Consider the following 23,647-nt stretch of genomic DNA (forward strand, 5'->3'; position numbering starts at 1 on the left):
ATAGTAAGGCGATCAGGATTGGCAATGGAATCGGGATCGAAAACAACATGTTAACGGATTAAGATCTATTATTTTGTTTATTCTTCTAAATGTCAACACGCCCCAATTTCACGTGCATTCTTCTTATACATGGATTCTAAGTAGTATGTTTACTTGAGGTGTGCACAAGGTTGTCAAGTAGCGATCATTTAATGATCTTTCACAGTGTCAATCCATCTTTGTAATTTTGCGCTAGGCCCTACTATTGAGATAACTTTTTTCCAATCGTTAATTGCTAGAGCGTACTTTTTTTGCTGTTTGTATATTTTTCCGCGATCGATATAAGCTTGAACAAACTTGGGATAAAATTTTATAAATTTTTGCGTAAATTTTAATTTAAATTCGTTGTTGGTTTCATTTTTCGTTGCTTTGATATATAAATCTTCTTTGAAACTAGTATTACTTCTCGACATATCATCGCTTTTGAGGCTCTGCTCAAATTTCTTTTGAAATTGTTTAAATTTTTTGACATGAGTCTTATGTAACTGCTCGTTAAGATTGAGTGTCTGCTTGTAAAGCTTAGCATTTTCACGTTGTATTATCGGTACAATTGTTAGATCTTGTAAAGCTAAGTTGTATTTTTTTTGTTTTCTATAAAGAAAGCCTCTTTTACTGTACGCATCTTCAAGATTGGGACGTTTTTTTATTAATCTACTAAGATATTTAATAAGTAACTCATAGGACTGTGTAGGAAACGTTTCTACTGTGGGAATAACAACATTATACTCGTTTAACTCAAGCATTTTTTGCCAGTCTTTAATTGCCAACGAGTATTTTTTATGTTTAATGTGCAATTTCGCTCTATCTCTGTAAGCCTCAGTAAATAATGGCTTTATTTCGATGAACTTATTTAAGTACTTTATAACAAACTCATCATCTATAAATAAAAAGAAGCGATTGTATTTTCCATCTATTTTTGCAGCCGTAATCCAATCTTGCATTGCAATATCATATTGTTTTTGTCTATAAAGTGCACGTCCACGATCAAGATAAGCCTGTGTTAATTTGGGTTTTATATCGATAATTTTCGATAAATATGCTACTTGAATATTATTTGGTATCAAAGGAGACATATGTTTGTAATGATCTCCTGTTTGTGCCGCTGCAATCCAATTTTCCACAGCTAAATCATATTTTTTTTGTTTACGATATACTTCTCCCTTCGCTAAATATGCTTTTGAAAATTTACTATCTATTTTAAGCACACGAGTAAAGTCAGATATTGCAGCATTGTGCTGTTGCAACTTAACATACATTTGTCCCCTATAGTAATAGATCTCAACATTGCCAGAATCTAAATCAATGGCTTTTGTCAGGTCCTCAACTGCATAATCGTATTGTTGTTTTTTCTCGTAGAATTTTGCTCGTTCGTGGAACATATAAGAATTTTTTAATCCCAAACGAATTGCTTTTGTTAAGTCGCGTAGAACTTTATCTTCTTGCGCTTCTATTTTGCTGTACAATAAAGCTCTTTGGTAGTAAAGTTCAGGATTTTTGCGATCGAGTTTTATAGCTGTCGCAAAGTTATTGAGAGCTACGAGTTCTTCACCTTTGCGTTGACTATATATCAACGCTTTACGGTAGTATGCTTGTACATGTTTGCGATCGAGCTGTGTCACCTTTTTCAAATCGCGCAAAGCTAAATTTATGCGATTTTGAGTTTTATGTATTAGTGCTCTTTGATAGTACGCAGGTAAATTTTTAGGATGAAGCTTTATCGCTTTCGTAAAGTCGCTCAGTATTAGCTCTACCTTATCACCCATAATTTTTCGTAAAAAACCTCTTTTATAATAAGATAAAGCGTTCGCTGGATTATACTTCAGGGATTTATTTAATTGTTGTAGCGCTTGATCATATTCATGTTTTTTGATATGTATTTCGGCATTATGGTAGTGTACCAGTGATATTTGTTTACTGTAGTAGCTGGAAATAGACCAAACAAAAACAACAAGAACAACAATATAGAGAAAAAATTTCCGCTTATCTTTTTTCTTTTTGATAGCCACATCTCTGATGGCTTTATATTTTTTTTTCGAATCATTATTAAATTTCATATCAGAATTCTTGTCCTAACAAGTATGTCTCATTTGCTGTTTATAATTGGGCATTACTAATCTCTAGTTTTTGCCTGAACCAATGATAAATGCTTTAATTTATTTTAAGCTACTTATCCAACTTACGAAATAGTGTATCTTGCACTAACACATCATACAAATCATAGCGATAGTGATCATTTTTTGTCGCAACAATAATGTGCGATTTTAAAAAATATACACTAGTAATTTTTGATGGTACTTGTAGTTGGTAAATATCTTTTCCCCATACAACCCAAAAAACAGCTTTGGTAGAACTTTTTATTATGATGAGAGGCAACTCTTTCCAAAGCGAAGCGCAACATAGCGTACAGGACTTGTCTTTTTTAGTTATTCTTGACAAGGCGTTTAGATATAATTCGCTATAAGTAAAATTAGAAAAAAGTACTGAGCCTTTTTCGATGAGATTTTTGTTATCCATCTCTACTATGGACATATTTGGTTCAATATAATGAATTTTTTTTACCTTACTTTGACGATAATTATGTTCACGAAGAGACCATTTATCTTTACGACCTATTATCGTAAATTCGATGGCATTCAACTCGCCGCTTTGCAGCCCATTATACACATCATTCAACATAACTCTTTGTTTTTCTAATTCACGAAACACCGCATCTTTCACAACTTTTCGCCCGCCGAACATTATGTTGTTTTCTAGTAATCCACCACATATCCATTCCACATAACAATGTTCTTGTAGTGAGGCAACTTCGCGCCAATTTTGGCCATCAAAATAGTAAAAACCATCTTTGTTATAAGCGTAAATTTCATCGTACGATGGTCCCCACAAATCTTCAACAATAAAAGGTATCGAAAATATTTCCCAGTGACTGTCTTTCCATCTCCAACATTTTTCCCCAATCGCACACAATGTCCCGTCTTGTAAAGTTTTTAAGTGAGACAGTTTTTTAATATTTGGATAAGCGCACCAATTTTTATCTTGCCAATAAGCAAGTTGCGTGGTGCGTAAAATTTTATTTTTATTAATTGCCCACATTTTTTTTTCAGTGTCTTCGACAATAGAATCGATAATACTCCACGAAGGATTTTTGTATTTTGTTCGTTTCTGTACATATGCCGAGTAAACCATATACTTGCGGATACGACACTTTGGTAAAAAATTTTCTGTGGATTGAATATTAACTCGGGTTTGCGAAACATCGAGAAATAACAGCGGGAGACGGTAAATACTTTTTGGTAATTTAGAAATGCGAAGATTTTCGGCAATATCCAATGTTTTTAGTTGAGAAAACTTAACGATATCTTGAGGAAGCTTGTGAATGTTTCGCAAGTGTATATTGTGAACATTGACATTTTGTAGAAAACAAAAAGAAGAACAGCCTTTTAGAGAGAGGTGATTAATATATCCGTTCTTAAATGTTGTATTGTGGAGTGCATCAATTTTTAATTTGACAAAGTTGCAACTAACAAATGTACAATCCTGTGAGCAAACAATATATAGATTCTCATTACGAAAACTACAATTCTCAAAATCGCAGTGAAAGATTTTGTCTATTTTTCTGTCAATATAGAATGTACAACCATTGTATGACATATTATCTTCTATTTTTTGCAATGATTGACGTTTCACTACTTTTTTAGTCACTTGCTATTTTCCTCCACAAAAAAGTGCTAGGCTTGGGTGTTGTGATTTGAAAAAACAACAAAATTTATTCCAAAACCGTACTTTCAAAAACTAACAACCATCATAAAACAATACTCTATCCCCAATCTCTATGTAAACTACCAATAAAATTTATTCATACTCATGCCTATTCATCAAATTCCAAATAACCCCAGATCCTCCAATTAACATCCAAATATCAAAAAATACCACATTTTATATTCTAACATTTCAAAAGGATACTCTATGCAATTCCCCATAGTTACACTTATACATATAGCTCCAGATCTAAGAGATCAAAGCGAAAAAGCTTTCCATTTAAGACAGCGTTTAAAACGGATATGCTCTCTTGCTTTGCAACTAGGTATTTCTGTAAAAGTAATTGACGACTCAATGCTAGTAAATGGATCAAACTTAGATTACATAAAGAAATCTCTACAACATTCTTTAGGGATATGGTGGTTTGGGTGTATGATAACAAAAGAAAAAACACATACTCTATGGAATTACATCCATAGAGTATCTAAATTTAATCCTGGTTACTGTGCTGGATGGGCTCATAAATCGGTATATCTTGTTTATATTCAGTTGTTAGCAACAATTAGTGGCCAGAGCTTTACGGCTTTAGAAGTTTTTCAAAAGATAGATATTGGTATGTGTGGAAAAAATAGTGTTTGGGGACTTTTGTAAAAGTAAATAATTTTAAATATCATTATTTTTTAATCAAACTACTAATGTTAGGGAAGACCTACTTAAACGAGGTGCGATCTTGTGCCGACACAAGACCACCCCTACATCGCGCTGCCGTAAAGAAAATATATTTTAAGTTCTTTTATTCTACGAATTAGAACTTCAATATATAGGCATAACTTTAATGATTACAGCTACAATTTGCTTGCATAAAACTTTGGGTACCACTGTACCAAGGAAAAGCGTTGCTGGTTCGACTGTGCTCCCAGAAAAACTTACCGCGTTTACTCGTATGATTACCTATTTCGTTCATCGTATCACAATCATATAAACGACCGTTTATCATGGTGAAGCGTACTGATTCACTGTTGTAAATATTTTCTAGTGGGTTTTTGTCTAGAACGATTAGGTCTGCTATTTTCCCTACTTCTAGTGAACCGATTTCATTGTCCATACCAATGTATTCTGCTCCCATGAGTGTCGCTGATTTTAGGGCTTCCATTTCACTGAAGCCTCCTTGATGCAGCATCCACATTTCCCAGTGTGCTCCTAAGCCTTGTAATTGCCCATGTGCTCCTAGTTGGACATTGGCACCACCATCTAAGATAGCTTTGCATGCTTTGGCGTTTTCGATATGACCAAAATCATCATCTGGTATCATCATTCTTCTTCGTGAGCGACTGTCTATTATTGAGCGTGGAGTGAAGGTTAATAGGCGCTTCTTTTCCCAAACTTTGGTTTTTTGGTACCAGTAATTTTCACCCCAAATTCCACCGTAGCCTACGATAAGAGTTGGAGTATAGCCTGTTGTGCTCTTACCCCAAAATTTAATCACATCTTCGTACACCGGCGCAATAGGTAAACAGTGTTCTACTCCAGTGTGACCGTCCATCACCATGCTCAGGTTATGGGAATAAAAAGAGCCACCTTCAGGGTAAACCATCATTTCCAGTTCCCTAGCGGCGGTGATCACTTGTTGGCGTTGTTCGCGGCGTGGTTGGTTATAACTTTTTACAGAGAACGCGCCGACGGCTTTCATTCTTTTTAAATGAGAACGCGCGTCATCCAAATTGTTAATTAGCGCTTTGAAGTCTCCTTCTGCACCGTAAAGAATAGTTCCTGTAGAGTAAATACGCGGACCTACCATATAACCTGCTTTTACCATTTCCGACTGCGTAAAGACCATTTCTGTATTAGACGAAGGGTCATGTGTTGTCGTTACACCATATGCAAGAGAAGCGTAGTAAGACCACTGTTGTTGAGGAGAAATTCCGGTTGAGCTATTTCCTAGGTGAGCATGAACATCGATAATTCCAGGCATAATTGTTTTGCCTTCGACATTGATGATTTTTGCTTTTTCGGGAATACTCACTTCTTCGCTTTTGCCTATAGCGACAATACGATTTTTTTCAACAAGAACAGTACCGTGTGCGATTACTTCATTATTGCGCATGGTAATAATTTGTGCCCCTACAAAAGCGATAGTTCCTTGTGGGGTATCAGTTGTTAGCTCTAAGCCAAGTGACGATCCTTGCTCTTCTTTTGGTAGGTCTTTTTTAGTAGAAAAACAGTCGCTAATGTTTCGCGAAAAATACGATGCACCCATTGTCCAATAAACTTGTTTGCTATCTTGTGACCAGTGAAGATAAGCTCCGGCATCTTTAGATAATTTATGTACAGGGACGGTTTTGGTTTTCGAAGAAATGTCAACAGTTGTTCCTGTTTTTGGAAAAGCAGCAACATAGGCTTGAAAAAGTTCTGTAAAGGCAATCCATTTATTATTAGGACTTACAGAGAAATCTTTTGCGTATGTTGATGTGAAATGAACGCGGATATCACGTCCATAAAGATCGCAACTCTTGAAAGCTTTTTTTCCTTGTACACGACTGTGAAAGAATATGCGCGAGTTATCGGTGTTAAAGACTGGTTTACTTCCACGGGTAATAAAATGATGTTCTTTACCATCAGTCCAAAAGATGCCGCGTTTTTTGCCGTGAACAAACCCAAGTATATAATCGCCTCCACCACGCTGATAAACGATTTTGTTATCTGTGGAAGAAAACGTTGGATTGTGATAATAACCTGGTTCAGAGGTTATCTTACGCGAAGTATTTGTTGTAAATGAGTATACGTGAATAGCGCCTTTTTTATCGTCATTCCAAGAAGTATAAATGATTTCTTTGCCGTTTGGATGAAAACTCGGAGAAAACTCCCAGTGATTATTTTGCTTTGTCATGCGCTGTGGTTGACCGTTTGGTAAGCTTTTAATCCAAATGTAACCAGCAGCAAAGAATGCCACTTTACTGCCATCATGAGAAGTGCTTGCATCCCTAATCATTTTCGCACTAAATTTTTGCGGGCTTACTTTTTGAGAAAACTTAACAGCGCGAGCGATTGTTTGTTTTACATCTATTTCAAATGGTATTTCTTTTATTTGTAGTGTTATCGTATGAATACGCCACAGTTTTCCTTTTGCCCAAATAACAATTTCTTTACCGTCAGGTGTCCAGTTGTAGTTTGGATAAACTCCAAAAGTAGCCCATGTTTCTTGCTGATCTTTGCTCAATTTGTCATAAATGGGCCACTCTTCTCCGGTTTTAAGATCATGGATAAAAAGTACACTTTTTGTACGAACGCGACGTACAAAGGACAATAGCTTACCATCAGGAGATATTTGTGGTCTTACTGCTCCTCCAGGCCCAGTAATAATATTCTCAATCTTACCATCTTCTAGGCTCACACGACGAATCATATAAATTTGTTTATTCGGATCTTTGTTGTACTGAAACGTTGATCCACCGCTCATATCTTCACTAAAATAAACATATTTGTTATCTGGCGATAAACAGGGTTCGCCCACATCTTGCTGATCATTTTTGCGTTTAGTTAAACGAATACCGCTTCCACCACTGACATGATATAGCCACATTTCACCAGCACCTAACGAACGTCTACTGGTAAAATGTTTTTTGGTGATAATGTATTCTCCATCGCGACACCATACACCATTATTACACAAGCGAAAACTCTCTTTGGTAATTTGCTGTTTATCACTACCATCTAAAGCCATTTTCCAAATATTGTCCCCTCCAGCGCGATCACTTGTAAAGAGAATATGCTTGCCATCAGGACTGTAGCGCGGGTGAACTTCATATGCAAGTCCTCCAGAAATTAGCTTTGCTTTGCCACCGCTTATTGGCAAAGAATATATGTCTCCTAGCAAATCAAAAACTATTTCTTTACCGCTTGGATGAACATCTAGATTCATCCATGTTCCAGAAGTAACAGAAAAGGAGACATTGTCATGTGGTCCTTTTACTTCAGCCACATTCCAATCTTGAGCTACAAGTAGGCTGCATAAACAGCAAATAGTTATACATATTTTAATCATAATAACCTCATAAATTTTTGTTTGTACTCGTCTAGCATCACATTTTCTTGGTAATTGTTCTGTATCTTGTGATACCAGCTATTAGTGGTGTTGTGAAATAACAGCATCGTTTCATGAGAAAAATTAGCTATTGTCAGTTTATCAAAAGAGATGTTGTTTGAATGTTGTTCGTTTAAAATATTTTTAGTCGCGCAGTATACAAAAAGAGGACTAATACCACTCTTCGCTTTTATTATCGTATAGTCATTTCGTCCAAAAGTGCACTCACTTTGCAACAAAAAATCAGCTTGCGAAATATCTCCCCAATAGATTAATTTTTCTCCATATTCATCATCAGAAAAATCTTTAGCCACCAATATATTTTCAATATATTTATGTGTAAGTGGAGTTACTTCGGCAAAAGAAAACGAAGATGTAGCTATACGACTAAATGGTTGAGATCTGTTTCCTGCTAATTTACTATAAAGTACTTGTGACATTTCTTGTAGGGTTTTATTTATTGCATGATTAATTCTAATCTTATCAGTAATCTGCTGACAAGTAACTACGATACGATTCTGTTGTTCTAAATTGGGAAGAGGGATCATCGTTTTATCTATAAAAGATAAAAAATTCAGCTTTGACAACATACCTTTCGACTCGACAAAATCATCCATGGGATTTTTCGCAATTAAATAGTTTATTAGGTAATCAATATTTATTTCTTTTGTATCTACACGCAGTAAGTAATAATCATCATAATTTTGTAAATTAACATTTTTCGCTAGATTAACTTCAGTAGATGAACATTTTACTCCGCGGCATTTTTTAATGAGAATATCTTCGTTTTCTACATTCGAGAATTCAAGATTTTCTGAATAAAAAACCAATATATCTTTAAAGTTTAGGGATTTCCATTGTACCATTTTTCAAACTTTCTAAAGTATGGCGAATTGCTTCATCTAGTTTTTTTGATTTTTCTAACTGTTCTTCTAATCGAACGATGAGCTTTTGCATTTTTTTTTCAAGCTCTTTGTTGTCGCTAACCATAACAATTCTCCATTAAGAGGTACAAGCGTCTATAGCTTTCATCTAGCTATCAATAAATAACCAATCAGATGATTAGGGCATGCCAATACGCCCTACTTTTTCTTAGATCACTTAGATTCTTTATTTTACCTATCAAGTTCATCAAATAAAAGAAACTTTTGATTGGTTTATGTAGTTGGTATAATATCGACACGCCCTACAACTTTATTTATACAAGTTAGAATTTTACGCGGGATTCCCTACAATACAGTTAATAATTTTAGGAAAGTAGCATGTCCATACAAAAACGAAATCATTTAGTAGTTCAATGTTTGAAAAACCTAGACTACGGTATTTCTATACCTATGGACTTTTTAAAAGGTTTTCGTGAGGATTTAGTCCTACATTTACAGCGGCAAAATGTTATTACTTTAGAACAAAAAAAAGCAATACATAACCTCATGGCATATTACTGTTTATTAAATGCAGTGAAGCGAACAGGTAGCATGAGTGATGTCCACATTGAAAATTTAATAAAAGTACGCTGCACAAGTTTATCTAAAGGTGAGAGTTATAGTATTTCTCTAAATTATTTAGAAAAGAAATTAATCGATCAGAGTACAGCTGAAACTATAGCTCAAAATTTGCAAAGTAGCGGTATTTTAAATAGCATAGAGTCCACTATTATCAAAAACTGGGCTACGCAGCTTAGTGAAAAAAGTGAAGAAAATGCACCTAAAAAAATAGGACAATACCAAATTGTTGAACTGATTGGTTCAGGAGGAATGGGAAAAGTCTATAAAGCTTATCACCCTATTTTAAATAAAACGATTGCCATTAAAGTTCTTTTACAGTTTGATTCTGCTTCGGAAAAATCCCAACAACGTTTTTTTTCAGAAGCGCAAATGATGGCACAACTTGCTCATCCCCATATTGTCAAAATACACGATGTAGGAACTCACAATAATATTTCGTATATTGCTATGGATTTTATCGATGGTCCATCGTTAAAAGAATTTTTAAAAGACAATCGCGTGTCAACGCGCAAAATTTGTGAAATGATGATTGAAATTGCAAATGCTGTAGAATATGCGCACAAAAATCAAATTGTGCATCGAGACCTAAAGCCAGCTAACCTGATGATCGAAGTCACTACCAAAAAAATATATCTTATGGATTTTGGTTTAGCAAAAGATTTGAGTTCTAGAAATGATTTAACAACTTCTGGGCAACTACTCGGAACACCAAAATATATGTCCCCTGAGCAAGCAGAAGGTAATTCACGCAATGTAAGTCATTTGACAGATATTTATGCACTCGGGGTAATTTTTTACGAAATGCTTACTGGTGTTTGTCCTATACAAGGAAGCACACAAACCAAAATAATTCACAATATTCGCTACGGTAATGTAAAACCGATAACTACTTACAAAAAAAATATATCAACCAAGTTGGAATCAATATGCCTAAAAGCTATGACTAAAAGTCCTGAAAAGCGCTACACCTCAGCTCTAAAAATGGCAGAAGATATCGAAAACTTTTTACAAGGGAAAGCGACATCAGCGCGAACGATTCGTCTTAGTAATCATTTAGAAAAAAACAAAAGCAAATATACGTCGATTATTGTTTTATGCGTTGCTATGTTTGTATGTATCTTTCTTGGTATATATATTGGTAGAGGGAACAACGAATTAAATACCAACAGTGCAGCTATAATCAACAAAACCAAAAAGCCATCAAAAAATATTATAAACCCAGAACGAATAATCAAACAGGAAACAATAGAGCAACAAATACCACCAGATAACAAATCTGAATGGAAAAGAATAGGTTATAAAACCTACAACATTAGTTTTTTAGTTAATAGTTTGTGGATTAAACGAATTTTTGTAAAGCAAGCAGCGCAAGTAAAAGTGTCCTATAAACTAGATCCAGATAAAGGAAGTGTATTCTTTTACTTCGCAAAAACACTGCATGACAATTTAGATGAAGCAATAAAATCTGTTGAACAAGAAATCTGGCCAGAAAAAGTTGGCTACATTGTAAATAAGAAAAAAGTAAGTTCCATAGATATTAATGATATTAACGGAAAAAAAGTTAAGTATTATATTCAAACTCCCTCAAAAATAGAAATAGATGTAGAAGCGTTTTATCATTTCGGCAAGGGGAGGCAGCTTTACACAGCTTGTGTTATTATACCGCGTAAAAAACAAGCAAGTGAAAAAGACAAAAATGATTTATTTAAGTCTCTGCATTCTTTGCGTCGATTAAAGCCTGTTAAATCTAGAAAAGGCTTAGTTATTCACCACAAAAAATTTGGTCTTGAATACTCAATAGATAGCACTTGGATTCGTAAAAAACTCAATGAAAATTCATCGAAAATGTTATATCTGTATGCTCGATCAACAGGAGCACGTGTTGATTTACGACATATAAAACTAGGTAAGAGTTTAGACTGGTGGATTAAAAAACTAGAAGAAGTTCATTTGCAAGACTACGAATACAAGAAAATAAAAGAAAAAGTACAGACGATAAATGGTTTTGATGGCAAAAGCGTTTTGTATAAAATGAATGTCAGAGGAAAAAGTCGAAATCTATTTGCTCATCATTTTTACACTATACATAAAAACCACCTAGTTGCTATTTATATTTTCTGCCCGTTTGATCGTCGTAAACAAGTGATGGATAAAATTTTGTTTCCGCTTAGGACATTAACAATAGTAAAAGACAAGAAATGACGAACGGTTCAAATCTATGTGAGAGTACTATAAATAATAGGGGTGTTTGTCGTGGAAAAGACAAATGAAAGTTATTAAGCGCAAAGTACTTCAAAATATAGAAAGTAATACCAAATATTATGCTTGTACGTTTTATCCACAATCGAAAAAATATTTTGTCCAAAACTCTTATTTTGACAACTGTAGTTTTCGTAACAATGTTTACTTTGAGTCATTAAAAAAATGTACTTTTGATAATTGTGGGTTTTGCGAACATGCCTCTCTTTCTCTAAGTAAAATGAATATTAGAAGTTTTCCTAAGTATATTTGCCATTTTACCTTTTTATCCCACCTTGATCTTTCTGGTAATAAATTTGAGCTCTTACCTTGTCTTGAGCAACTTTCTAATCTAAAACATCTTATCGCTCCATCTAGCCCGAACAATCACTTTCATGATCTTCCTAATTTTCCTCAAAGTGTGTTAAAACTAAAAAACCTAGAGAGCCTAACTATTTCGAATGTTTGTGGTTGCCCAGCACAACTAGCACAATTAAAAAATTTACGCTACCTCAACATTCGTGAAGCACAGCTACAAATGTTCCCGTGGACACTTCTCAATTTGCACAATCTCACCCATTTGTGTCTATCGTCTACAGACATAAAAAGTATCCCTACTGAAATTCGCGAATTACATAACCTTACACATTTAGATTTGGGATGTAACAATTTATCTTTATTACCTCTAGGAATATTTGAATTGCGTAACCTACAATACCTTGGCCTAAGAAGTAATGATATCATTGAAATCCCTGATCATATTTCAATGTTAACTTCTCTTCGTTACTTAGATTTTTCATTCAATTGCATCAGTGGTGTTTCTCGTAGTATTGAAAAGTTATGCCACTTACAGAAATTGTTGATTAGCAATAATAATCTTAGTTGGTGGAAAAGACAGTGTCTAAAATCGTGGCTCAAAAATTGTAAAATCCACGATAACTCACACTACATGCCAAATTTAGATGAGGAATATCGCACAGAAGCATTTAAAGTGTTGGATTAATTTTTTCAGGCCACGTAAGTGGCCTAGTATGTTTTAGACCGTTATCGATATAATCTTCTGAAAAGAAGATTTCTAATGAGACATTATGCTTATCAATCGGAAAAAATAAAATAGCCAGGAAAAGAAAAACCCTCTAAAATTTTGTGGTAAACACCCATAGTTTTGTGTAATATAAACATATCGGTAATTTGTTTGTTTCTATTATAATCATTTATGGCGGTGTGTACTACGACATCCTCAAAGTTTACGAAAAGGTTGTTTTACCTTAGCTAAGAGAATGTCTGTTTCCTAAAGTTGTATTACAAAATTCTGCTTCTCCAATAAAAACATAATTATTCTTAATAATAAGTTTTTAGACGAGACTTAGTTTGCTCATTAATCAGACCTCAGACACCTCATTTCATTCAGCTTCGCACAAAACTACCTTTCTGTTTTATTTTTGTAAATAGAGCCTGCGAACATTTAAAATTTATTTAGTACGTAAGTTATTGTAGGGCGTAGCTAGGCGTATCAAACGTAGCATAGCCAAATTCTGTAAGTTTGATACCACGACGCTAGGATTTACAAAACGATCTAGGGAATAAAGTCTAAATGTCCACACGCCTTAAATCAAAATCCTTTAAATAAATAATCTATTCTTCCTATAAATTTTGCTCAAAATTTTAAATGGTATGCTATAGGTCTTTTATTGATTTTTTCAACATTTACAAAATGGAATGCTAATAGAATTAATCTTTAGAGCAGGAAGTAGAATTGCTAAATTATGAAAAAAACTACAAATTACACACTGAATGTAGAAAATAAAAAAGTCACAACTATCCACAACAATACCTACTACCAGGGATGTAACATTTGTACAAAAGACGAAATCTTTGTGGTAGAAAACAGTTATTTTGCCCAATGTTCTTTTCAAAAAAAGTTAAATGGTAGTTTTCGCAATTGCACATTCGCTTTTTGTGAGATAGAACATCTAAAAGGCGACATGAAAAATTCTCAATTTTCAAAATGCAACATAAAGGAACTCATTGCGATAAATTGTGATTTTGGTATTGAAAATAGTAAAATTGAGTCTCTAAAGCTGAAAAAAGTAATTGGTAAGTGGCTTAAAAACTATGCATCACAAATAAATAGCATTTACAAACTTGATGTAAGTTATACTAGTATTGGTAATCGCCAAATAGCCTATATAAAGAGATTTATTCATCTCTCTACACTTAATTTGTCAGGAAGTATGGTGACGGATGCAGGACTAATTCATCTGAAAAAATTAACCAAGCTTTCAGATCTTAATCTCTTCAACCTAAGAATAACGAATAAAGGTATGGCGCATTTACAAAACCTAACTAGACTAACAGTACTTGGCATTGATAATGCAAAAATAACAGATAGAGGGCTAGTTCATCTACAAAAACTAAAAGATTTACGTGAACTCGACCTAAAGGGCACAAAGATAAGTGATGATGGCTTAGTTTATCTAAAAAAACTCACAAAGCTTCGTTGTTTAGATTTATGGGATACAAAGATAACAAATACTGGTTTAACACACCTTGTAGAGCTAAAAGACTTATATGAAATAGATCTTTCTGGAACTAACATCACAAATAATGGGTTAGCCCACATAGCAAAACTCAAGAATCTGCACAAACTCTATTTACAAGACACTCAAATTAGCGATGATGGACTACTCCATCTCAAAAATCTAACTAAATTATCTAGCCTTAATTTGGTTAGCACTAAGATAAGCGATATAGGACTGGCGCACTTAAAAAATCTTAAAAACCTCTGTACAATTGATCTAGTGTGTACCAATATCAGCGATTTAGGTCTAGTCTATTTAAAAAATTTGCCTAAACTTTCTTCACTTAACCTCGAAGGAGCGAATATAAGTAGCGCTGGGTTAGTGCATTTAAAAAATTGTGTCAATATCTCAGCGCTTGCTTTACCAAGTACAAAGATAAAAGACTCTGGGCTAGCTCATCTCAAAAAACTAAAAAAACTCTCTGTTCTCTATTTGGGAAACACACAAATAACTAGTAGAGGTTTAATCCACCTAAAAGATTTGAAAAATCTTTGTGAACTTTACTTAGAAGGAACAAAAATAGACAATAGTGGTCTAAACCATCTTAGCAATCTGAGCAAACTTTCTAAATTATTTCTATCTAGAACTAAGATAGATAGCAGTGGCCTAGTCCATCTTAAGACGCTTACCAATTTGCGTAGACTTGAATTAGCTAAAACGAAAGTCGATAGTAAAGGGCTAGTTCATTTGCGTAAACTTAATAAAATCAACCATCTCAATCTATGGAATACCAATGTAGAAGAACTTATTCATTTGGAAGGATTGATTTATTTATCAGTGATCAATTTGGCGGGAACCAAAATAAGCGATACGAAACTCGCCTACCTTAAAAATTTGAAAAATATATCTGTGATAGACCTATCTAACACCAAAATCAATGGTTCAGGATTGGCACATCTCAAACAATCAAAAAATATATCGCACATATATCTATCTAACAGCAGGATAAATAATAATGGGCTAATTCACGCAAAAAAATTTGCTAGCCTTATTACTATTGAACTTAAAGGAACCAGGGTAAGCGATGCGGGACTTGTTCATCTTAAAAATTTAAAAAATCTATCCGAAATAGATTTATCAAAGACCAGGATAAATGGCTCTGGACTGGTACATCTCAAACCATTGAAAAATCTATCCGAAATAGATCTATCTACTACTAAAGTAAAAGATGAAAGGCTTATTCACTTAAAAGAATTTGCCAATCTTTCTATACTTAGTCTTGAAGAAACAAAAATAAGCGATGCTGGCCTTATTCATCTTAAAAACTTGAAGAATCTTTCCCAACTCAACCTAGCTGATACCAGAATAACAAACAATGGATTAGTTCACCTAACTGGTTTGAAAAATCTATCTGAACTTGATTTGGGATACAAAGAAATTGGCCGCGATGATTTACCTTATTTCAAAAAACTAGAGAATATAAAAATTTTTTCAAAACTTGATTTATTTGGAATACGCGTTAGAGACACTGAATTAGCACATCTACAAGGACTTAAAAAACTTTATGAAATAGATTTGAGTTACACAGGGATTAGTGACCACGGCCTGGCTTATTTAAAGACAGCTACCAGTCTTTCGAACTTACAACTATCTTTTACCAACATCACAAATCAAGGACTGGTTTATTTAAAAAAACTTACAGGTCTTCTTGTGCTTGGTCTTGGGGGAACAAAAATAAATGGCAAAGGATTGGTCCATATAAAAAATCTTACCAAACTCTCTTCTCTCGACCTTTCTGAAACAAAGATAGACGATACAGGGCTAGTTTATTTGCAAAATTTTTGTAGTCTATCCAATCTCGACATAGAAAAAACAGTTATAAGCGACAACGGCCTAGCTTATTTAAAAAAACTTACCAATCTTTCTAGCCTTTATCTGTCTAAAACAAAAATAAGTGGCAAAGGTCTAACCCATTTACAAAATTTCACCAATCTTTCTTCTTTAGGTCTAAGTTATACAAAAATAAACGATGAGGGTTTGGCGTGTCTAAAAAATATCACCAGTCTTTCAAACCTTTATTTGGCTGGAACAAATATAAGTGACAAGGGGTTGGCTTGCTTGCAAAATCTTATTAATCTTTCTTCTTTAGATTTAAGCTATACAAAAATAAGCGATAAAGGTCTTATCTACTTAAAGAAACTTACAAATCTATCTCATCTTAACTTAACAGGAACAAAAATAACAGGTAAGGGGCTTAGACATATAAAAAACAAAGCTAAAATGCAAAAACTTAGTTTATCAGAAACAGAGATAAATAACGCCACTTTATGTTATGTAAAAGACATTGTTTATTTTCGTCTTTGTTTAATAAAGGCTGAAGACAAAGAAACAAACGTACAAAAATACAGAAATCGCTTTATTCTTGATCTATCTAAAACAAAAATAAGTAGTGTTGGCCTAACTCAATTGAAGAATCTTACCAATCTATACAAACTAAATTTGAGCCACACAAAAATAACCAACGCTGGACTAATTCACCTGCAAAATCTCACTGGTCTTTGTAGTCTTGACCTAAACAACACAAAAATAACGAGTGCTGGTCTAGCGAACATTAAGAATCTTACACTTTCTCGTCTTAATTTATCTACAACAAAAGTAGACGGTCTCGCTTACCTAAAAAACTTAAACAGCCTCTGCAATTTTGATATATCTGAAACAAAAATAACAGATGATAGTCTGATCCATATAAAAAGTCTCAAGTTTTCTCGTCTTAACATATCCAAAACAGAGATAAGCGATGATGGTCTGGCTCATCTAGAAGATCTTACCAATCTTATCTATTTCAATGCAAGCCACACAAAAATAAACAACAATAGCCTGGCTCGCCTAAAAAAATCTACCAAACTTGAAAAACTCAATTTATCAAAAACTAACATAAACGACAGTGGACTACTTTGCTTAAAAAAACTAGTCAATCTCGACGAGCTAGATTTGGGTCACACCAAAATAAGCGATAAAGGATTGATATATATCAAAGGGCTTTCTAATTTAGAAAAGCTAAACCTAGAATCAACAAAGATAAGCGGTAATGGTTTAGTCCATCTTCAGAAATTTACCTATCTCTCCAGCATCAATTTAAGTAAAACCAAGATATGCGATAGTGATTTAGCTTATTTACAAAAACTTACTTATCTCGATTCTGTTGGTTTAGTGTTGTAATTATCAAGTTACGACTTATGCTAGTTAAAGTTTTAATATTTTTCACTTTCCCGATCCCGTATCAAGCTGTTTATTTCACTTGTTCAAAATTTGTTTTAGGTAAAGAATTTTTTTCTCTACTACTTTATTTTTATAACCTAAATTCTTTGCTGACTCGTAATCAGAAAGAGCTAACGCGTATTCTTTTACATCGTAATACAAATTACCGCGATTTAAATAAGCATCTCTATATTTAGTATTGCGTTTAATCGCTTCGTTATAATTATGTAGAGCTTTTTTTTGGTTGCCTAAATTTCGGTAGATGTTTCCACGATTGTAGTAAGAGCTTGCATATTCAGGGTAAGCAGTGATAAATTTTTCTAGATCTTGTAGTGCCTGCTCTTCGTTGCCTAGTTTCCGATGTACAGAGGAACGGTTGTGGTAGACCATTTTTTTTTCGGGAGATATTTTTAGCGCGCGGTCGTAATCTTTTAGCGCTTTTTCATATTGCTTTGTTTTCAAAAAAAGATTGCCTCTAGCATAATAACTATGGCTAGCACCTGGAAGTATACGAAAGATTCTCTCATAGTAAGAAAATGCTTTTTCATATTGATTTGTTTTTTCATACAAAAGAGCAATGTTAATGTGTCCTTGTTCTAGATTGGGCTTTAGTTGTATAAATCTTGAGTAATCTGCAAAAGCTAAATTATATTTTTCGAGGTGATCCTTGTAAATATTACCGCGATTTAGAAATGCATTTTCTGTATTTGGATTGTAGGAAATAGCAGTGCTATAATCAGCAAGTGCAAGAGAAAATTGCTGTGTTTCTTCATATAATGTACCTCTTGCGAAATAAACTTCGGCATAACGCGGTTCTATATCAAGACATTTTTCAAAATCGCGAAGGGCTAAATCGAATTTTTTCATGCGTTGGTAAGTCTTTGCCCTATTTAAATAAGCAATTACTTGACGAGGATCATCATCTATTTGATTACTAAAATCGCGAACGGCCGTTTGCAGATGTTGAAGACTTTCTCCTTGAGCTAAAACAATACCGCGTAAAAATTTATATTCTTCGGCATTTTGCAAAAGCTTACTTTGTTCAAAAACTCTCTTAATTGGTCGAATAAAATCTTTGTCAACTAGAAGTCCTGGATAAAGATTACTGTAGCTAGCGTAATTCAGAGCTTCAATCATCGCTGTGTTTAGTTTTTGTAAATTTTGTGATGTTTTTTCTGTTGTTTTTTTTGCTAGTAGTGCATTATTTTTTTCGACTTGTAGTTGATCCAGTGCAATGCGCAACTGTTTTTCTTTTACAGAAGAATACACCGCAAAACTTAATAAAAAAGCTAATACTAAAACTATAAAACTGCATAAAATTTTATTATGATGAATCACTTGACGCATTTGATCTAAGCGGCTATATTTTTTCGCAATAATTGAGCGATTTTCACGATAATTTCGCAATTCGCGAGCAAGTTGTCGCGCATTAAGGTACCGTTTTTGTGGCTTTTTGGCAATACACTTTAAGCATATAGCTTCGAGATAAGGAGATATATCGGGATTGAGCTGTCTTGGAGGAATAGGAATACCTTCTAAAATTTGCACCATAATATTTACATTTGAATTTCCTTGGTACAGTGTGCGTTGAGTAATTCCTTCATATAGAATAGCTCCTATGGCATATAAGTCACTTCTCGGCGAAGCTTCGTGCCCATCGAGCTGTTCTGGTGGCATATAGTGAATTGTACCAATAATTGCTTGTGATTTAGTTATTTTTTGTGACTCTTTGTTATTTTTTGCCAAACCAAAATCCATTAATTTGGGTTCTCCTTGGGAGTCAACCATAATATTCGCGGGCTTGATGTCACGATGAATAATAGAATAGCTGTGCGCTTCGTGAAGTGCATCACACACTTTTATTAGCATATCGACAAGTAAATTTGGTGATAATTTACGATTGTGGATTAAATCACCAAGTGTCACTCCCTCAACATACTCCATGGCGCAATATGGCTGAGGCTGATAACTAAATTCGTAAAAACGAACAGTGTTAACATGACTTAATTTCGCCATTACCTGTGATTCATTTACGAATCGTTCTAAGTCGCTTTGATCATTGTGAGCAATTAATTTTAAAGCAACGACGCGTTTCATAATAGTGTCATATGCCCGGTAAACAACTCCCATTCCTCCGCGACCTAGTTGTTCACACACAACATATTTTCCAAATTGTTTCTGTTTTATTGTCTTGCTCATTTCTATCCACTCTGTGTAGTAACTAACAATGAGGTAATGTACTCATTCTAGAAACGATGAGCAGCATTACCTCAAAAATTCTTTTACAATTGTAAATAGCGCTCTACAGCAATTGCTTTCAAAAACTCGGTGTTATGGCTTGTTATTATAAATCCCGCTCGCCACGATTGCAATGCATAAGTAAGAGCTTGTTGCCCCAATATATCTAAGTTCGCTGTTGGTTCATCTAGTACTAATAACTCAGTAGTTGGTATTTGTTGAAATAAGCAAATAAGTGCTGCACGTATACGTTCTCCCGGACTAAGAGAGCAAAGAGGGCGTTCTGCCAATGCCAATGGAAATTTATGGGCAATGATTAACTCGGTTGCTACTTCTAAAGACTCTACAGCATTACAGTGCAAAAGAACGACCAATAAGCTTTCTTCGACTATCCAGTTACTAGCATTTTGCGCAATATAACCAATGCGCGAAGAAATCCTTTGCGCTTTGCCTACTGTTGGCTCAATTTCACCAAGTATGGTACGTATTAGTGTTGTTTTTCCCGCTCCATTCTTTCCAACAATAGCAGTTCGTTCATGGCATTGACATAAAGATATATTTTTATAAATATATTTGCTGTTAACACAAACAGCAGCGTTATCTAAAGTTACAATGTCACTCAAATTGCTAGTTTCAAACTGAAGTTGCGGTAGTACTAAAGGTAAATCGACATTCAACGCACGCCGCGTTTTTTTTGTCCACGTTCGCAAAGTGCTGATACGTTGTTCTCGTATTTTTTTAGCTTTTCCATGTTGGCATTGCGCGTAATCACGTTTTTGATTCAAACGCTGGCGTGGTGTAGCTCTTTGCAATTCACTTATGCGACCATAACGTTTTTTTCGGCCTTTACGCCTTGCAATATCTAGAGTTTTTTGCTCTTTCTTTATCATACGTTGCAAATTTTGCAGGTAGCGTTTGTTGCTATTTCTCTGCTCTTCTTCCAGGGTTTTTTGCAATTGCGAAAATGTACCATTGAAGTAGCGACAACCTTGCTCTGAAATCATAAAAAAATCACTAAATTCACAAAGAATAGTCGTGTCATGCGACACAATAATGAGTCCGTTACTCCATGATTTTAACCATTTACGCAACCACAAAATACCGCGTTCATCCAAATGTTGAGTTGGCTCGTCGAGAATAAGAAGTTGTGGTTCTTCAAGTTTAGCAACGAGCATTTTTATTTTGCTAAACTCGCCACAACTAAATATACAATGGCGAGCAAGTTTTTCTAAACAAGGTAAGCCAATTTCTACGAGCTCTTTTTCGACAAGTTCACAAGAATAATTAGCTAATTTTTTTATAATGTTTTTTATCTCTAGAGAATCAAAGTGTTGTTTTATAAAGTAAGGTTTGGTATACCGCACTACCTTACCACTTTTACAACTAGTTTTTCCAGAGAGTGTATTAAGCAAAGTTGACTTCCCTACACCATTGCGACCTATAATAGCAACTTGTTCCTTTAAACTGAGGCTCATATTGAGGTCTTTTATCAAAACGCGTTTTTCATTTGTAGTGATGCAAAGATCGCTGGTTTTAATAAGAGATTTCATTAGATAAGCTCCTTCAAATCATGCTCAATTTTTGCCATCACTTGTGGTGAGCCCTCTACTCGAAAATACATTTCTGTGGCTAAGGCTTTACTTTCTATTACGCGTGTTTTTCCGTATATAAGTGACATAATGTGATTTGCTGTATAGGGAACAACAAACTCAATAACTTGTTCCTCGCTACGCACCATTTGCAACAACTTTTCTTTCAGCTTATCGACAGCACTTTTGTCTTTACTACTTAAGATTTCATAGTTATATTCTTCTACTAAACCACTTAGTAAATCGCAAGATGGTAATACTGAAACACAGTCGAGTTTATTAAACACATAGCAACGGGGAATATCTTCGGCTTTGAGTTTTTCTAGCATAGAAATAGTTATTTGTAGATGTTCTTGCCATTCATAGTCAGAAACATCAATAACAACTACAATAAGAGAAGAACTACACATCTCAGCTAAAGTGGTTTCGAAACTCGCAAGCAAACTGTTTGGAAGGCGTCGTATAAACCCAACAGTATCACTGATTATTACATCTCCACCATGACGTGTTAAACATCGCGAAGTAGTATCTAATGTCTCAAATGGCATATTTCGCGATGATAAGTTTTCTTTGACGAGTGCGTTCATCAACGACGTTTTTCCAGCATTAGTATAACCTACTAAAGTAATACGCTTACATTTGTTGCGTTTTTCGCGATGGTTTTTATCAACACGTTCGAGTTTAGATTGTGCTTTCTTTAGTTCAGCTAGGCGCCCATCTAGCTTCCGTGCTAAAAGTTCAGAAGCCGTTTCCCCTGCACCGCGACTACCACTAATTCCACCCGTTTGTTGGTCCATATCAAGACCAATACCGCGAATACGTGGTCGCAAGTATTGTAACTGTGCAATTTCAATTTGAATTTGCGCACTACGCGTTTTAGCATGGCGTAAAAACACATTGAGAATAATTGCTTCACGATCGCAAATAGCAATTCCCGATGCATCTTCAAGATTGCGCATTTGTGAAGGACTAAGTTCGGCATCTAGAACTAAAAGATCAGCGTTTAGCGCATGAGCTCTCTCTGCAATCTCTTGCGAAGTACCTTTACCAATAAGTGTTTGCGGACGTTCTTTAGTGAGATAATATACTTCCTCTCCAACAACAGTATCCCCTTGCGCTTTTACAAGACTAACAATTTCTAACAATTGTGCTTGTTGGACTAGTGGATCACGACTGTAACTAACAGAAAGTATATAGCAACGATTAATATCGTTGTTTTGTGACGAAGAAGTATCGCGCTGTACTGATTGCTCAATAATCTTTTCCCAACGACGATTGTCAGCAACAGGAACTTCTTTATGTTCTGGAACCGGTTTCGAATGAAATTTCATCATATTTTCCTTTAATTTTACGTATAGACATAAAGGCACTCATATCTTTTACTACTTACACTGTAGTTAAAAAGACAGTAAGCTGAATCCTTTAGACTTACCGTAAATCATCATAAACAAATAAATGATTGAGGAAAGTTTTAGACAAAATTATAAGCGAACATTGCAACTCCGGTTTTGAGAAGTGTAAAATTTAAAGGTGAGTTGAAACTCTATTTCAATAATACTGTAAATAAACTCGAATTGCTACTTTTTATCCATTTACAATAAAATGAGGTTCTGATATGGAAATGATTCAAAAAATTGACAACTATCAAATCTTAGAGCAACTAGGATTTGAAGAAGAAACTACTATTTTTAAAGCACAAAAAGCTAATGAAATTTTTACTATATATATCTCTCCTTACAGAGGAGAGAATCGATACGCTGCTTTCGAAGAAAATGCGAAAAAAATAATAAAAATCAACCATTGTAATATAAGAAAGATATTCAAAGTTGGAAAAGAGAAAAACTATTTTTATTATGTAAAAAACTATTTAAAAGAATACAATACTTTGCTTGATATGATTTATAATGAGACGAGGAAATTTGAACAGTTTGAAGTTATTAATATTATTTGTCAAGTAGCTTTAGCATTGGAATACGCTGCGCAGTTTGGGATAGTTCATGGACTTTTACATCCTTATAAAGTTGAATTTTCCAACGAAAAACCTTTCATCTGCTTTGCTAATTCGTATGAATTTCCATTTAAAGTTGTTGGGCGTCCAGTGTTTGCATCACCAGAATGTGTTATAGGTAAAAGTAAGGAAGTAACAAGTGATATTTTTAGTTTAGGAAGCATTGCTTATTTTATGACCACCGGAGTATTTCCATTTGAAGAAAAAACATCCGTGCTTTTAATACAAGCAATTCTAAAAAAGAAACCATTACCAATCGCGAAATATAATACGAAGATCTCTGTCAAAATGTGTAAGATTATCAAAAAAATGATGGCAAAAAAAGTAAAAAAACGTTACCAACATTACTCACAAATTGTACAAGACTTACAATCTATATAACTTTTTGCTTCCGGAAACGTCCGAAAACG

At 34.4% G+C, this 23,647-nt stretch carries 13 protein-coding genes; 5 read left to right on the forward strand and 8 right to left on the reverse strand.

Annotation, left to right across the window (positions count from 1 at the left end):
• Positions 1 to 188: 188 nt before the first annotated feature.
• On the reverse strand, positions 189 to 2,093 hold the full coding sequence (locus UABHE_RS08595; RefSeq protein WP_372369837.1) for a tetratricopeptide repeat protein: 1,905 nt from the start codon (positions 2,091 to 2,093) through the stop codon (positions 189 to 191).
• Positions 2,094 to 2,202: 109 nt separating this feature from the next.
• Complete coding sequence (locus UABHE_RS08600; RefSeq protein ID WP_372369838.1) at positions 2,203 to 3,741, reverse strand: hypothetical protein; 1,539 nt, start codon at positions 3,739 to 3,741, stop codon at positions 2,203 to 2,205.
• A gap of 264 nt (positions 3,742 to 4,005) precedes the next feature.
• Here UABHE_RS08600 and UABHE_RS08605 point away from each other — a divergent pair, with 264 nt between their 5' ends.
• Positions 4,006 to 4,449: a hypothetical protein gene (locus UABHE_RS08605; RefSeq protein WP_372369839.1), complete on the forward strand. Its 444-nt coding sequence runs from the start codon at positions 4,006 to 4,008 to the stop codon at positions 4,447 to 4,449.
• Between the two features lie 181 nt (positions 4,450 to 4,630).
• On the opposite strand, the gene UABHE_RS08610 is transcribed toward UABHE_RS08605, so the two are convergent.
• Genes UABHE_RS08610 through UABHE_RS08620 form a run of 3 tightly spaced genes read right to left on the reverse strand, consistent with a single transcriptional unit; the run spans position 4,631 to position 8,869 of the window.
• Positions 4,631 to 7,840 carry an amidohydrolase family protein gene (locus UABHE_RS08610; RefSeq protein WP_372369840.1) on the reverse strand — a complete coding sequence of 1,070 codons (3,210 nt, stop codon included), beginning with the start codon at positions 7,838 to 7,840 and terminating at the stop codon, positions 4,631 to 4,633.
• Positions 7,837 to 8,745, reverse strand: a complete 909-nt coding sequence (locus UABHE_RS08615) for a hypothetical protein (RefSeq protein WP_372369841.1) — start codon at positions 8,743 to 8,745, stop codon at positions 7,837 to 7,839. Before UABHE_RS08615 ends, UABHE_RS08610 begins: the two co-directional genes overlap by 4 nt.
• Positions 8,717 to 8,869, reverse strand: coding sequence for a hypothetical protein (locus tag UABHE_RS08620; protein WP_372369842.1), 153 nt, complete (start codon positions 8,867 to 8,869; stop codon positions 8,717 to 8,719). The genes UABHE_RS08615 and UABHE_RS08620 overlap by 29 nt, the downstream gene beginning before the upstream one ends.
• 272 nt (positions 8,870 to 9,141) lie before the next feature.
• Here UABHE_RS08620 and UABHE_RS08625 point away from each other — a divergent pair, with 272 nt between their 5' ends.
• From UABHE_RS08625 to UABHE_RS08635, 3 genes are all read left to right on the forward strand, one after another.
• On the forward strand, positions 9,142 to 11,586 hold the full coding sequence (locus UABHE_RS08625) for a serine/threonine-protein kinase (protein WP_372369843.1): 2,445 nt from the start codon (positions 9,142 to 9,144) through the stop codon (positions 11,584 to 11,586).
• Between the two features lie 64 nt (positions 11,587 to 11,650).
• Positions 11,651 to 12,625, forward strand: coding sequence for a leucine-rich repeat domain-containing protein (locus UABHE_RS08630; protein WP_372369844.1), 975 nt, complete (start codon positions 11,651 to 11,653; stop codon positions 12,623 to 12,625).
• A gap of 763 nt (positions 12,626 to 13,388) precedes the next feature.
• Positions 13,389 to 17,363: a hypothetical protein gene (locus tag UABHE_RS08635; protein WP_372369845.1), complete on the forward strand. Its 3,975-nt coding sequence runs from the start codon at positions 13,389 to 13,391 to the stop codon at positions 17,361 to 17,363.
• Between the two features lie 75 nt (positions 17,364 to 17,438).
• Here the strand turns inward: UABHE_RS08635 and UABHE_RS08640 are convergent, their stop codons facing one another.
• The 3 genes from UABHE_RS08640 to hflX all read right to left on the reverse strand — a co-directional run bounded on the left by UABHE_RS08640 (position 17,439) and on the right by hflX (position 22,563).
• Positions 17,439 to 19,601: a tetratricopeptide repeat protein gene (locus UABHE_RS08640; protein ID WP_372369846.1), complete on the reverse strand. Its 2,163-nt coding sequence runs from the start codon at positions 19,599 to 19,601 to the stop codon at positions 17,439 to 17,441.
• Between the two features lie 83 nt (positions 19,602 to 19,684).
• Entirely contained in the window at positions 19,685 to 21,190 is a 1,506-nt protein-coding gene (locus UABHE_RS08645) for an ATP-binding cassette domain-containing protein (protein ID WP_372369847.1), read from the reverse strand.
• Entirely contained in the window at positions 21,190 to 22,563 is a 1,374-nt protein-coding gene (hflX, locus tag UABHE_RS08650; protein ID WP_372369848.1) for a GTPase HflX, read from the reverse strand. The genes UABHE_RS08645 and hflX overlap by 1 nt, the downstream gene beginning before the upstream one ends.
• A gap of 281 nt (positions 22,564 to 22,844) precedes the next feature.
• On the opposite strand from hflX, the gene UABHE_RS08655 reads away from it, so the two are divergent.
• Positions 22,845 to 23,618, forward strand: a complete 774-nt coding sequence (locus UABHE_RS08655) for a protein kinase (RefSeq protein WP_372369849.1) — start codon at positions 22,845 to 22,847, stop codon at positions 23,616 to 23,618.
• Positions 23,619 to 23,647: the final 29 nt, after the last annotated feature.

Origin of the sequence: Candidatus Uabimicrobium helgolandensis (assembly GCF_041508025.1) — a bacterium.
GTDB lineage: Bacteria > Planctomycetota > Uabimicrobiia > Uabimicrobiales > Uabimicrobiaceae > Uabimicrobium > Uabimicrobium helgolandensis.

Coding starts and splice junctions, on each gene's coding strand:
- UABHE_RS08595 (WP_372369837.1), bottom strand. CDS start 2,093: ATGAAATTTAATAATGATTCGAAAAAAAAATATAAAGCCATCAGAGAT.
- UABHE_RS08605 (WP_372369839.1), top strand. CDS start 4,006: ATGCAATTCCCCATAGTTACACTTATACATATAGCTCCAGATCTAAGA.
- UABHE_RS08610 (WP_372369840.1), bottom strand. CDS start 7,840: ATGATTAAAATATGTATAACTATTTGCTGTTTATGCAGCCTACTTGTA.
- UABHE_RS08615 (WP_372369841.1), bottom strand. CDS start 8,745: ATGGTACAATGGAAATCCCTAAACTTTAAAGATATATTGGTTTTTTAT.
- UABHE_RS08620 (WP_372369842.1), bottom strand. CDS start 8,869: ATGGTTAGCGACAACAAAGAGCTTGAAAAAAAAATGCAAAAGCTCATC.
- UABHE_RS08625 (WP_372369843.1), top strand. CDS start 9,142: ATGTCCATACAAAAACGAAATCATTTAGTAGTTCAATGTTTGAAAAAC.
- UABHE_RS08630 (WP_372369844.1), top strand. CDS start 11,651: ATGAAAGTTATTAAGCGCAAAGTACTTCAAAATATAGAAAGTAATACC.
- UABHE_RS08635 (WP_372369845.1), top strand. CDS start 13,389: ATGAAAAAAACTACAAATTACACACTGAATGTAGAAAATAAAAAAGTC.
- UABHE_RS08640 (WP_372369846.1), bottom strand. CDS start 19,601: ATGAGCAAGACAATAAAACAGAAACAATTTGGAAAATATGTTGTGTGT.
- UABHE_RS08645 (WP_372369847.1), bottom strand. CDS start 21,190: ATGAAATCTCTTATTAAAACCAGCGATCTTTGCATCACTACAAATGAA.
- hflX (WP_372369848.1), bottom strand. CDS start 22,563: ATGATGAAATTTCATTCGAAACCGGTTCCAGAACATAAAGAAGTTCCT.
- UABHE_RS08655 (WP_372369849.1), top strand. CDS start 22,845: ATGGAAATGATTCAAAAAATTGACAACTATCAAATCTTAGAGCAACTA.